At 42.7% G+C, this 13,163-nt stretch carries 10 protein-coding genes; 3 read left to right on the forward strand and 7 right to left on the reverse strand.

What is annotated here, in order from left to right:
• Positions 1 to 294: 294 nt before the first annotated feature.
• A complete protein-coding gene (locus tag JMY08_RS13480; protein WP_189584705.1) occupies positions 295 to 1,977 on the reverse strand; it encodes an NAD-dependent malic enzyme in 1,683 nt (560 codons plus the stop codon).
• A gap of 270 nt (positions 1,978 to 2,247) precedes the next feature.
• On the opposite strand from JMY08_RS13480, the gene JMY08_RS13485 reads away from it, so the two are divergent.
• Positions 2,248 to 2,412, forward strand: a complete 165-nt coding sequence (locus JMY08_RS13485) for a hypothetical protein (RefSeq protein WP_201593710.1) — start codon at positions 2,248 to 2,250, stop codon at positions 2,410 to 2,412.
• Positions 2,413 to 2,597: 185 nt separating this feature from the next.
• Here the strand turns inward: JMY08_RS13485 and JMY08_RS13490 are convergent, their stop codons facing one another.
• The 6 genes from JMY08_RS13490 to JMY08_RS13515 all read right to left on the reverse strand — a co-directional run bounded on the left by JMY08_RS13490 (position 2,598) and on the right by JMY08_RS13515 (position 10,200).
• A complete protein-coding gene (locus tag JMY08_RS13490; RefSeq protein WP_201593711.1) occupies positions 2,598 to 3,629 on the reverse strand; it encodes a hypothetical protein in 1,032 nt (343 codons plus the stop codon).
• A 307-nt stretch (positions 3,630 to 3,936) separates the two neighbouring features.
• Positions 3,937 to 4,407, reverse strand: coding sequence for an acyl-CoA thioesterase (locus JMY08_RS13495; RefSeq protein ID WP_201593712.1), 471 nt, complete (start codon positions 4,405 to 4,407; stop codon positions 3,937 to 3,939).
• A 123-nt stretch (positions 4,408 to 4,530) separates the two neighbouring features.
• Complete coding sequence (locus JMY08_RS13500) at positions 4,531 to 6,252, reverse strand: fatty acid--CoA ligase (protein WP_201593713.1); 1,722 nt, start codon at positions 6,250 to 6,252, stop codon at positions 4,531 to 4,533.
• Positions 6,253 to 6,371: 119 nt separating this feature from the next.
• Positions 6,372 to 7,574: a 3-oxoadipyl-CoA thiolase gene (locus JMY08_RS13505; protein ID WP_201593714.1), complete on the reverse strand. Its 1,203-nt coding sequence runs from the start codon at positions 7,572 to 7,574 to the stop codon at positions 6,372 to 6,374.
• Between the two features lie 92 nt (positions 7,575 to 7,666).
• Positions 7,667 to 9,280, reverse strand: coding sequence for a 3-hydroxyacyl-CoA dehydrogenase (locus JMY08_RS13510; protein WP_201593715.1), 1,614 nt, complete (start codon positions 9,278 to 9,280; stop codon positions 7,667 to 7,669).
• 143 nt (positions 9,281 to 9,423) lie between these two features.
• Positions 9,424 to 10,200: an enoyl-CoA hydratase gene (locus tag JMY08_RS13515; RefSeq protein WP_201593716.1), complete on the reverse strand. Its 777-nt coding sequence runs from the start codon at positions 10,198 to 10,200 to the stop codon at positions 9,424 to 9,426.
• Positions 10,201 to 10,515: 315 nt separating this feature from the next.
• Between JMY08_RS13515 and JMY08_RS13520 the strand changes: the two genes are divergently transcribed.
• Together JMY08_RS13520 and JMY08_RS13525 are read left to right on the forward strand one after the other, a co-directional pair.
• Positions 10,516 to 11,670, forward strand: coding sequence for an acyl-CoA dehydrogenase family protein (locus tag JMY08_RS13520; protein ID WP_101212061.1), 1,155 nt, complete (start codon positions 10,516 to 10,518; stop codon positions 11,668 to 11,670).
• A gap of 147 nt (positions 11,671 to 11,817) precedes the next feature.
• Positions 11,818 to 13,083: an MFS transporter gene (locus tag JMY08_RS13525; RefSeq protein WP_201593717.1), complete on the forward strand. Its 1,266-nt coding sequence runs from the start codon at positions 11,818 to 11,820 to the stop codon at positions 13,081 to 13,083.
• Positions 13,084 to 13,163: the final 80 nt, after the last annotated feature.

A 13,163-nucleotide genomic window follows, 5' to 3' on the forward strand; every position in this document is an offset into this window, starting at 1 on the left:
AATTTTTCTTGCTTGCTGTGCCTGTGCAGACAGAGGCTACAAAAAATTGATATCAGCAGTATCGTAGCGTTTTTGGGATATTTTGACTATATGATACCCAAGTAAATCTACGGAACAGGCAAACAAAAATGGCAAGGGTTAAACTCACCAAACGCTTTATCGACGATGCTACATAACAAGAAAGCCAAATGCTACTTTTAACGGTAACATTTGGCTTTCTTATATATGTTTTTTATAGGTACTTTTTTATAAGTACTTTCTAGCAGCTACTTTTTAGCAGCTATTGTCTAACCGCTAAAAAGAAGTACGACGATAGTTGCGGTATTTAGGCAACCAAAAATTGGCCTTTAATTGACGTTCTAAGTTCTCTGCCGTGACAGGTAGTGCCAATTTATCTTCAATCGCTTGTCGTGCGACTGCATAGGCTATTTTTTCACTGATCTCTCTAATGACTCTAATGGGCGGTAATATTGCACCTGGTGCTTTTTCATACTCCATTGATATATCGGCAAGTGCTTGGCTTGCCGCCATTAGCATATTATCGCTGATACCCGTCGCACGTGATGCTAAAACACCTAGACCAATACCGGGGAAAATATAGCTGTTATTACACTGCGACACTTCGAAAGTCTGTCCTTCAAAAGTGGTATGAGGAAAAGGACTGCCAGTTGCAACGATTGCCTTACCACGACTCCAGTTTGTTACTTCTTGCGGTGTCGCTTCAACACGAGATGTTGGGTTTGAAAGCGGTAAGACAATAGGATGCTCAGTATTCACACATAAAGCTTCGATTACCTCTTGGGTGAACAGACCTTTTTGTCCACTGACGCCAAATAGTACCGTTATTTTTGCTTGCTTCACCACTTGCGCCAAACCAAGCTTTTTACTTTTATCCCAACTTGCAATAGCCGATTCTTTTTGTACTAACGGTTCTTGGAATTTTTGTAGCTCTGTCATGCCATCAGTAAGCAAGCCATAACGATCCACCATAAATACTTGGCTGCGAGCCTGCGCCTCCGTCAACCCTTCACGCTGCATCTGGCGAATAATATGCTCAGCAATACCGCAGCCAGCAGATCCTGCACCTAAAAACGCGATATTCTGTTGGCTAAGCTTTTGACCTTTATTCAAGCACGCTGCAATCAAGGTACCGACTGAAACAGCAGCAGTGCCCTGAATGTCATCATTAAAACAGCATAATTGGTCACGATATTTATTCAATAATGGTGTCGCATTCTCTTGGGCAAAATCTTCAAATTGTAATAATGCCTCCGGCCAGCGACGTTTGACAGCTTGAATAAATAAGTCTACAAACTCATTATATTCATCACCCGAGATGCGTGGGTTTCTCCAGCCCATGTACATAGGGTCGTCAAGTAACTGTTGGTTATTGGTGCCCACATCCAATAAGATTGGTAAGCAATAAGCGGGGCTAATACCACCACAAGCCGTATATAACGACAATTTACCAATGGGAATGCCCATACCGCCAATGCCTTGGTCGCCTAGGCCTAATATACGTTCACCATCGGTGACAACGATTACTTTGACGTTTTGTTTGGTGGCATTTTGCAGCATGTCATCGATTTTATGACGCTCAGGATAAGAGACAAACAAACCCCGTTTGCGGCGATAAATCTGAGAGAATTTTTCACATGCTTGACCAACGGTTGGGGTATATATGAGCGGCATGACTTCTTCAATATGTTGCTCAATCAAATGATGAAATAAGGTTTCATTAGTATCTTGAATATTACGCAGATAAATATGCTTATCCATATCATTAGTGAATGAACGCAGTTGATGATAAGCGCGTAATGACTGCTCTTCAATCGTCTCAATGTTATGAGGCAGTAGGCCTGTTAAATTAAAGCTATCGCGCTCTTCTGATGAAAAAGCGCTACCCTTATTTAGTAAAGGGGTTTCTAATAATGCAGGGCCTGCAAAGGGAATATATAACGGACGTTTGGTTTGCATAATAAAATCTTCTTGTTAGAGGCGTATGAGTGAAAAAATTAATGGGTTAAATATTTTACTTATTCATTAAATTCACAGTCATTATTTACATTTATTGAGCGATGCTGAAAAAATCATGGCAGTAAATTTGGTCAACCAACCACTCGACGATAAGTGTATCATGACCAAGAAAATACAGAGCGATAATACGGAATTCAAAGTAGAATCGGTCAAAAGATAGCAGATAATAATGCTAATTCGATTGCAACTGCTCAGCAATTAGGAAAAGCGATGCAAAAGCTAGCCAATTGGCAGAACAAAACTAATCAAAGCAAGCTTGTCACCACAGAACCCTATTATACTGGAGTTGTGTCAGCTCTTGAAGGAATCAAGCAACTCAAACGCCAATTAAAAATAGCTGAAGAAGAAAGAGAGATATTAAATAAAGAAGGATGAAGCGAGGCACAGCTTTGTCTCTACATAAGATGAAAGCTGTGCTCGCATTGGAATTCAGAAGGGTTTGGGTTTTAAAGCGCCAAGGCAGATGTGGTTTGCTTATTATCTCTCAACATATATAGTCAAAATACCCCAAAAACACTACGATACTGCTGATATCCATATTACTTTTCACTGACTATAATTTAGAAGTTATATTTGGCCATTACTTCAACTTGCTGACCTTTTTTTACCTGTGAAAGCGTTTTGTCGCTACGATCTCTCCACTCGATACCAATGTCTAGATCTGGCAGATACTCATAGACAAGGTTGATACTTTTTACATTTACAGAAGTATCTGCTTCATCATCCACCATAATTTCACCATAGCGCATGTTGCTCATCAGTTTCTCTGTGAACTTGTGCCTGTAACCGACCGTGTAGCCCGTTTGCGAGACAAGCTTACCGTTTTCCGCATCGCAATCTAAATCGCCCGTCGTGCCAAGGGCTCTTCCCACACAGACGGTAGAATAGACGCCCATCCCTTTACCGTTATATACGCTCGCATGTAGCGAGTCATTGCCCAGTTTTAGTTTACCTGCCAAAGAGACACCGACGCCTACATCCGAATCGTCTCCATTCTTGGCCTCACGAGCAGTGACCGCCACGTTATAGCTAAGATCAGATATATTATTCTTATAGCTAACAACCATGTCAGGCAGATTAGCTTCGTCATAAACAGGGTCTTGAGCGGTAAAACGAAACCCTTTATGAGTGTAATGCACCGTCAAATCTGGACGAATATCAGCGCCACCACCAGAGATGGTGCCCAATCCCGTGCCCCGAAAGTCAAGCTGATCAGTCAAAAGTGGATAGACCGCTAAGAACTGACCATTCCACGTCTTACCGACGGTCAAATCATCGACCTGAACATAAGCATGGCGGAGCCGCAAGTCTGAACCACCGTTTGCGGCATTGCCATAAAAGTCACCTTCAATAAAACCTGTTAATTTTTTATCCTCTACGTTCTTCGTGGTTTTAACATTAATCCGAGATTGTCGTCCACTTCCTTTGAACTCAGACTCCCCTTCATCGGGAGAATAAAATATGCCTTCCGCTTTAACATAACCACCGATACTTAAAGTGGTATCTCCATTGGTGACAAGATCTATCGCTTGTGCCTGTACGCATGCTCCAAGAACAGCCAAACCAAAAGACAACTTTTTGATATAAAGCATAACCTACACATTCCTTGTGTTGTTTTAAAATCCAGTTAAATTAATTGAAATTCCTTTAAATATCTGCTGCTACCGTATTTCTTTATCTTATAAATGCCAGCATCATTTCCTTATATAAAAAACTTGCCTTCTAATTTAGGGCGTGTCATCAATTAGCACATTGATACATTTAGTGGCCTTAAAATGGCTAAATTTAGCCAAACATCGTCAGCAATCTTGTCAATATGTTCATATTTACGGCAATTTCTTCCTTGTTTGGCTGCAATTTTTCTCATTTTAAGCCTCACAATCTAAATGATGACACGCCCTAGTTAAAACTTTCAAAAGCGGTAATCGCGGCTTTTTTGGTATCATCGATGTTTTTTTTCTGCCCACTCGCTTTATCAAGATATACCAGCACGGACTCACCCTTAGCAACGATGGTATTTAACACCGTACTATAATAGGTATATTCATGAATCAAGCTGGCATTACCAATTTTCTTAACTCGAACCCCAATCCATAAGGTATCGGGGTGAGTCACGGGTTTGAAATATTGACAGGATGATGCTGCCATGACGGAAAAAGTGTTTTCATTAAATAGATTTAATTGACTGTTGTAGTAAATACGAGCGTTTTGGGCATAAGTGTAATAGACCACATTATTGACGTGACCAAAAGCATCCATATCGCCCCACGCTACTTGTTGAGAGTAGATAACCGCGAAGCCATGCATGGGATGGTTTTTGTCTTTATCCAGCACCTCTTGGATTTCCGGTAATATAGCTAAAGCTTTCATAGTTTTCTCTTCTAGTCATGCCAGTGAACGTACGTGCTATTGACTCATACGTTAAAATTTTCAGTAAGCTCAAATGATTTTTCTGCAATTATCTTTTGCAGCCATCAATAGATTTTTTTTGGATTAAATGAGTTTTTCTGCGCACATTATCCGCATTCTTTTCTTATCGAGCTTACCCACACTGGTTCTTGGCATTTCTGCTAAAAACTTGATTTCGCTTGGCACGCCATACTTTGGTAAATGGCCTTTTTCCACCGCTTGATGACCTAAGGCTAAGATATCATCCGCTTTGGTATCGACATATTCAGGTTTTAAAACGACTAACGCTAAAGGACATTCGCCCCATCTTTCATGTGGCACGCCAATGACGGCAACATCAGCGACGCTGGGATGGAAGGATAAAATAGTTTCGACCTCAAGCGAAGATACCCACTCACCACCAGACTTAATCACATCCTTAAGCCGATCCGTAATGCTTAGAGTGCCGTCAGAGGTAATACAGGCAATATCTTGGGTATGCATCCAGCCACCACGCCATAACTCATTGCCAGCATCTGGGTTTTTAAAATAACTCTGGGTCAGCCAAGGCGCTCGAATTACAAGCTCCCCTGTCGATTCACCATCCATTGGTAAAGCTTTGCCGTTTTCATCCCAAATTTCCATTGAAACGAGCATGATGGGTGAGCCAGATAAACAACGATAATTGAGCTGATCCTTCATTTCCATCGAATCAGTTTTATCATCGAACACCGCTCTAGATAGCACAGGGCAAGATTCTGACATGCCAAATCCTGACATAAACTCGATGCCACTTTCAATGGCGGCTTTAGCCAAACCTTCATTCAACTTTGAGCCACCAAGTAACAACTTCAGACCCTCAAACTTACGTCCTCGTGCTGCCATCTCTTTTAATAGCATCTGCAAAATTGCTGGAACGCCATGTGAAAGCGTGACTTTGTGCTGCTCGATTAAGTCCACTAACGTGGGAGCTAGATAGCGCCCCGGATACACTTGCTTAAGCCCTATCATGGTTGCCCCATACGGCCAGCACCAAGCATGCACATGGAATAATGGCGTCATTGGCATGTACACATCATTGTAGCGCGCGCCTTGACCCTCGGCATTTAGCGCGGATGCTAACGTACTTGCCAGCGTCTGCAATACGATCTGTCTATGGGTAAAGAAAACCCCCTTTGGATCGCCCGTCGTGCCACTGGTATAAAATGTGGTGGCGATGGTGTTTTCATCAAAATCTGGAAAATCAAACGCATCACTAGCCGCCGCTAGCATTGCTTCATATTCACCTTCGACATAATCTGGCATGCTAGCTTGCTCAGTTTTTGTATCATTCTTTATATCGTCTTCGCCATACTCAGCATCATCAAAGCCAGTATCATCGAGCCAAACAATTTTCTCGATAGAAGGGGCTTCATGACGATAGTTTTTAGCCATTGGCTCAAATTCGGCATTTAGTAATAGTGCTTTTGGCTTAGCATGATTAATGGTATACAGCACTTTATCTTCAGCTAAACGCACATTGACCGTTTGCAAAATCATGCCAGACATCGGCACGGCAAAATACGCTTCAAGGTAACGATGACTGTCCCAATCCATAACAGCAACCACATCGCCTGCTTGCAAACCCATGTTTTTAAGTACATTTGCCAAGCGATTAACGCGCTTAAAAAATTCAGCATAGGTATAAGTGACCTTATCGGCATAACTAATGGTTTGATCCGTAGAAGCAATTTTTGCACGGTTTAGCAGCTGCTTGATAATCAAAGGAAAACCATACGCTTCTTGAGCTTGTTGGTAATCCTCATGTTGGTTAAGTATAGAAGTCATTATTGTCGTCCTTGATAATAAAATAGTATGGCGAGGGCATATAGTTGATTCAATTTAAAAGAAGGGCAAGGCAAGCGAGGTTAACGCTGTCACTCTTTTATAGTGGATTAACGAAAGAATTAAACTCGTTCTATTACCATGGCAAGCCCCTGCCCAATGCCAATGCACAAGCTGACCACTGCGTATTTTTCGCCCGTGCGCTGTAGCTCTCGTGCCGTACTTAATGCAAGTCTTGCCCCTGATGCACCCAGCGGATGCCCGACAGCAATCGCCCCACCATTAGGGTTGACACGCTTGTCATCAAAGTCAATTTCTAGACCTTTTAGACAGCCTAGTACTTGTGAGGCAAATGCTTCATTAATCTCAATAATGGACATATCATCAAGGGTCAAATCAGCACGTTTCAATGCCAGTTTAATGGCCTCAACAGGTCCTACGCCCATAATATTTGGCTCTACGCCCATGGCGCCAGATGAGAGAATCTTAGCAATAGGCTTAAAACCTAACTTTTCCTCTGCTTGCTTTGAGCCAATAATCAGTGCAGCTGCGCCATCGTTGATACCTGACGCATTACCTGCTGTGACTACGCCATTCTCATTTAAAGGTTTAAGTTTTTGTAGCGCTTCCACAGTAGATGTGGCGCGAGGATGCTCATCTTCTGTTATCGCCTTTTCTGGTAATTTTCTACCTTGCGACACCATGATTGGCGTTATTTCCTCATCAAAGAAACCCGCTTGTTTGGCGGTTTGGTATTTAGCTTGTGAGGCTGCTGCGAATTTGTCTGCTTGCTCGCGAGTGATACCATATTTGCGAGCGACGTTATCACCCGTTTGCGGCATGCTGTCGCTACCAAATTCTTTGGTCAAAAGAGGATTCGGGAAACGGCTGCCAATGGTCGTATCAAATACTTTAAATTCACGACTAAAAGGCGTTTCGGTCTTAGCAAAAACAAAGGGCGCGCGAGTCATTGACTCAACGCCACCTGCTAAAAATATATCTCCCTCATGACAAGTGATACTACGAGCGGCATCAATGACAGTAGATAACCCTGAGGCACATAAACGGTTGACGGTTTGACCGGGGGTTTTTACATCTAGTCCTGCTAGCAATGCAGCATTACGAGCGATGTTGCGCGAGTCTTCACCCGCTTGATTAGTATTACCGATCAGCACTTCATCAAAAATATCGTTAGGCAGTTGGTGCTTTTCAATCAAAGCTTTCATTACTGTCGCAATCATGTCATCAGGACGTACGGTGGCTAGTGCGCCTCCATGGCGACCAAAAGGGCTTCTTAATCCGTCATAAATATAGGCGTCTAACATAACTGTTCCTTGTTGTGTTTTAAGAGTTTCTTTTATTGAAACATATGGTTTCGTAACTGTACACTTGGGCGCGCTAATTCATTAATACGCCATTAACCTGAATAATTATTTTGCTGAGTAAATAATGAGATACCTAACTTGGCACGGCGTTGTAACCATGGGCTAGGACGATAACGCGGATCACCCGTCAACCCATAAATACGCTCTAAGATGAGTAAAATGCGCTCGGCACCAAGTTCATCGCCCCATGAGATAGGCCCATACGGATAACCCAATCCAAGCTTAACGGCATTATCGATATCCTTTGGTGTGGCAATACCTTGCATCGCAATATCACAGCCTAAATTAATCACCATAGCAACGACTCGCTGCGCCACAAAGCCCGTGCTTTCGGCAATTAGCGTGGCATCGACAGCAACCTCTGAGTCCTCATCTGAGCTTTTACCGAGCTTATTATTTCTACCAAATAGGGCATAAGCTTGCGCCACAAAATTATCCTCTGTGACGATACTTGGCATGAGAGTACGATGCTTGGATAAGTCAGTCAGCATATCAATGGCGACCGCTTGTTTAGGATTCACCTGATAGCGAATAGCCGCATTGGTGGTATCTTCGCCATAAATTGCCAGTAATATTAAACTGTCAGAATTTGGCTGATCATTATCGTCGATAGTAATACCACTAGCGTTTAGATGATCAATCAGCTGTTGTTTGTCTGTTGCTAAATCTGCGCCAATCCAAACTGAGAGGTTTGAGGTATCAGCATCGACCACTTTTTGAGAAAATTTAGCTTTAGAACCTGATGCTTCAGGCGATGATTGTTGCGACGTACCCACTGTTGATTTTTGACCGTCTTTATAGTGATAAAATCCTTCGCCAACTTTACGACCAAGCTTGTTACCCGTTAGCATTTGACGGGTCAAGGGATGCGGACGATAGCGAGGCTCGAAGTAATATTGATTATAAATCGACTCCATGACCGGATGCGACACATCGATGCCAGTGAGATCAAGCAGCTCGAATGGCCCCATTCGAAAGCCAGCGCCTTCACGTAAAATACGATCGATATCCTCAAAACTAGCGATCCCCTCGCCTAATATTTTCAACGCTTCTGTACCAAAAGCTCTACCGCCATGATTGACGATAAATCCTGGGGTATCTTTTGCGACGACTCCTAAATGCCCCAGACGTTCGGCTAGAGTTGTAAGCGTTTCTACTACTGAAAGTTTGGTAGAAATGCCCGGAATCACTTCAACGATTTTCATTAAGGGTACTGGATTAAAAAAGTGAAATCCTGCCACGCGCTCTGGGTGCTCGCAATCGGAGGCTATCGCCGTCACCGCTAGCGATGAAGTGTTGGTTGCCAAAATCGTCTCGGCAGGGACAATGCTTTCTAACTGTTTAAAAAGCTGTTTTTTTATGTCTAAATTTTCAATGATTGCTTCAATAACGACATCAACATCGGCAATTTTGGCTATATCTTCAATCACGGTTAGATTCGATAAAGTAGACTGTAGCTGCTCATCGGTGAATTTGCCTTTAGCCGCTAGCTTCTCTAACATAGCTTGAAGCGATTGACGTCCCTGCTCAGCAGCGCCTGCTTTGGCATCAAATAACAGCACTTGAATGTCTGCTTGGGCGGCGATTTGGGCAATACCCATACCCATAATACCGGTGCCAATAATGGCCAATGATTTAACAGTCATAATAATCCTTTATATGGTCTTGTTAATTTATATGCTCTTATTGAATAGTCTCGTTTTCAAAGTATATGTGCTGTTTCTTTCTATGCTTTAAGAAATTTACGCTTTGAGAAGTCTATGTTTCAAAAAGTCTATGCTTTGACAAGCTACTGACCTTTATAGTTCGCGTCACGCTTTTCCAAGAAGGCTTTCGCGCCTTCTTTTTGATCTTCGGTATCAAATAAAATCTGAAAGGCTTTACGCTCCAAAGCTAAGGCAGCTTGTAGCGGCATATCTACCCCGAGATTGGCGACTTCTTTAATTTGGGTTAAAGCAATCGGCGAATAACCTGCGAGTTGTTCAGCAATCTCGATGGCACGATGAATAGTCGCCTCATCTTCGACCACTTCAGAGACCAGCCCCATTTGATCCGCTGCCTCAGCACTTATCATGTCGCCTGTTAGTATCAGCTTCATAGCTTTATGCTTGCCAATCACGCGAAACAAACGCTGCGTGCCCCCTGCTCCGGGCATCAGTCCGATTTTTATTTCTGGTTGTCCAAACTTAGCAGACTTGCCAGCGACGATGATGTCGGCATGCATAGCAAGTTCACAGCCGCCGCCAAGCGCATAGCCATTTACCGCTGCGATAATCGGCTTGCGACAATTGGTGATAGCATCCCAATAGCGTTCGCTATGACGTAAATACACATCGACTGTTTTGGCAGTTAAGAAATCATTAATGTCAGCACCGGCCGCAAACACCTTATCACCACCTGTCAGCACGATAGCTTTAGTCTTTGGGTCATCGTTTAGTTTGATAAAAATCTCTGCCATTTTTTCGCGTAGTTCAGTGTTCAAAGCATTGCGAACCTTGGGACGATTGAGTGTTATCAAACTCACGCCATTGTTTAACGTTTCACAAATGATGATTTGCTCTTCCATGATGCTGTCCTTTAAGTAATGTCTTTAGGTAAACCGCCACCCTTAAAACAGACTAATAACTATGATTATTAATACCGCATAGCGATATTCAGTACCAATATATACTGTTTATTTTCTTTTGTGAAGAGTAAAAGCCAGTTAAATTGATAAATAAAAAGATCATTAACACCTTGCTTCTTTTATAAATACCGCATTGCGGTTTTTTAAACCAAAAGTATTGTAATCCAATAAATTATCGATTATGCTGTTTATTCAAATTAATTGTAAAGCCCTCATCAATCAATATTAGACGTCATCTAAACAAGGAAGAATCACATGATTAGAGATAAGGAAGTACTCGACCATATCGTCCAAACCATTCGTCAATTTGTGAATAACCAACTGATCCCAAAAGAAGACTGGGTGGCAGAAAATGACCGTCTGCCAGAAGAGATCATCAGTCAAATGCGTGAGTTAGGCCTATTTGGACTGACCATTCCCGAGGAATACGGCGGGCTTGGCGTTACGATGGAAGAAGAGGTCACATTGGCATTTGAGTTAGGGCGCACCTCACCTGCTTTCCGCTCATTAATAGGCACTAATAACGGTATTGGTTCCTCTGGCCTTGTCATCGATGGTACTGAAGCGCAAAAACAAAAATATCTACCAAGGCTCGCCAGTGGTGAAATCATTGGCTCATTTTGTTTGACCGAACCTGAGTCAGGCTCCGATGCTGCATCGCTGCGAACCACTGCAATCAAAGACGGCGATACTTACGTACTCAATGGCACCAAGCGTTATATCACCAATGCCCCTCAAGCCGGTATATTTACCGTGATGGCACGCACTGACCCTGAAAACAAAAGGTCTGGTGGTATTTCAGCATTCATCGTTGAGAGCGATACTCCTGGTATTACACTTGGTAAAATCGATAAAAAAATGGGCCAAAAAGGCGCACATACTTGTGATGTAATTTTTGATAATTGTGTCGTACCTGCTGATGCGTTGATCGGCGGTGTAGAAGGCGTAGGTTTTAAAACCGCCATGAAAGTACTTGATAAAGGTCGCTTACATATCGCTGCAGCGAGTACAGGCGCAGCCACTCGCATGTTAGATGACGCGCTACGCTATGCCGTTGAGCGTAAGCAGTTTGGTCAACCCATTGCCAATTTTCAGCTGATTCAAGCGATGCTTGCTGATTCAAAGGCAGAGATTTATGCGGCCAAATCGATGGTATTAGATGCTTCACGCCTGCGTGATGACGGCAAAGATGTCGTTACCGAGTCGTCATGTGCCAAGATGTTTGCCACTGAAATGTGTGGCCGTGTTGCTGATAGAGCCGTACAAATCCATGGTGGCGCTGGTTATATTGCCGATTATGGCATTGAACGTTTTTATCGTGATGTGCGCTTATATCGTTTGTATGAAGGCACGACCCAAATCCAGCAGATCATCATTGCCCGCAATATGATTAAAGAAGTTAGTGAGTAGTTGTCATTTATTTGAGTGCTGTTTATTTGAATAATAAAAGATATTTATACTATTAAAACGTATCGAGGTATTTGCTAGGACGCAGATACCTGACTTATGTCGCTATTACTACAAAATTTCTTTCTCACAACAATAAGGATATAAATTGTGAAGAGTGCCGCTATAACGTCAAATCAAAGCTCAGATTCTACCCAAAAGCAACCTTGGAAATTGGCCTTCTTTTTTTGTTTTCTAGTACTGTTATGTGATGGGGCTGATATTGGGATTCTCGCCTTTACTCTGTCAAGTCTCAAGCTAGAGTTTGGATTGACCAACATACAAGCTGGCGCTTTGGGCAGTTGGTCATTATTTGGCATGGCCATCGGTGGATTTTTTGGTGGTTGGGCTTGTGATCGTTTTGGCCGAGTACGTGTTATCGTGATTGCGACAGCGCTCTTCTCCGTGCTATCTGGTTTCAGTGGCTTTGTGCAGAGCTACGAGCAGTTTATAGCATTACGGTTCACCGCTTGTTTGGGTCTTGGTAGTTTATATATTGCCACTAACACCCTGATGTCTGAAATGGTACCCACCAAACATCGAACGACGGTACTCGCAGCATTGATGACAGGTTTTACATTAGGGTCTTTAGTGATCACGAGCATTTCAGCTTGGATTATTCCCGTCTATGGTTGGCGCACCTTATATCTCTTAACGTTCCTACCTATCATTCTCTCGATATCGATGTATTTTCTTATCCCTGAACCACAGTCTTGGAAAGAGGCTCGTGCCCTCAAACTTAGCGGCGCGAAAAATTCACTCACAAAACCTGAAAATCCTTATAAAGCCATATTTGAAAACCCCAAACATCGCATTATGTTCATTTTATGGTCGATGAGCTCAGGGCTTCTATTGTTTGGTTATTTTGGCGTAAGCAACTGGCTACCGTCTTATCTAGAAACTGAACTGGGTATCAAATTTAAGGAGATGGCCCTATATATGGCAGGTACTTACTTGACGATGATGTTTGCTAAAGTCGTGGCAGGTTTAGTGGCTGATAGAATTGGTCGCAAAATAGTATTTGCCTTCGGTACTATGGGCACAGCGCTATTTATTCCAGTGTTGGTCTATATGCATACCCCAGAAAACATCGGTTGGTTGATGATAACCTTTGGTTTCTTATACGGCATCCCTTATGCTATCAATGCCACCTACTTGACGGAAAGCTTTCCTACCGCTATTCGAGGTACTGCTATTGGCGGTGCGTTCAATATCGGACGACTGGGCTCAGTTATTGCACCAGTTGCCATTGGTTATATGGCCATGCAAAACTCTATCGGTGCAGGTCTTTTACTTATGGCAGGCGCGTATTTCTTATGTGGCCTTATTCCAACGTTGTTCATCAAAGAACAGCAATATGATCCACAAAAGGCGTGATACTATTAGGGTCTGTTGAACATTCAAATGTGGTACTGGCAGTGGCTATTTTTTAGACAATACGCAGTGAAATTTTTGAC

The organism is Psychrobacter sp. Pi2-51, from assembly GCF_904846665.1.
Classification (GTDB): Bacteria; Pseudomonadota; Gammaproteobacteria; order Pseudomonadales; family Moraxellaceae; genus Psychrobacter; species Psychrobacter glaciei.

Coding starts and splice junctions, on each gene's coding strand:
- JMY08_RS13480 (WP_189584705.1), bottom strand. CDS start 1,977: ATGCAAACCAAACGTCCGTTATATATTCCCTTTGCAGGCCCTGCATTA.
- JMY08_RS13485 (WP_201593710.1), top strand. CDS start 2,248: ATGCAAAAGCTAGCCAATTGGCAGAACAAAACTAATCAAAGCAAGCTT.
- JMY08_RS13490 (WP_201593711.1), bottom strand. CDS start 3,629: ATGCTTTATATCAAAAAGTTGTCTTTTGGTTTGGCTGTTCTTGGAGCA.
- JMY08_RS13495 (WP_201593712.1), bottom strand. CDS start 4,407: ATGAAAGCTTTAGCTATATTACCGGAAATCCAAGAGGTGCTGGATAAA.
- JMY08_RS13500 (WP_201593713.1), bottom strand. CDS start 6,252: ATGACTTCTATACTTAACCAACATGAGGATTACCAACAAGCTCAAGAA.
- JMY08_RS13505 (WP_201593714.1), bottom strand. CDS start 7,574: ATGTTAGACGCCTATATTTATGACGGATTAAGAAGCCCTTTTGGTCGC.
- JMY08_RS13510 (WP_201593715.1), bottom strand. CDS start 9,280: ATGACTGTTAAATCATTGGCCATTATTGGCACCGGTATTATGGGTATG.
- JMY08_RS13515 (WP_201593716.1), bottom strand. CDS start 10,200: ATGGAAGAGCAAATCATCATTTGTGAAACGTTAAACAATGGCGTGAGT.
- JMY08_RS13520 (WP_101212061.1), top strand. CDS start 10,516: ATGATTAGAGATAAGGAAGTACTCGACCATATCGTCCAAACCATTCGT.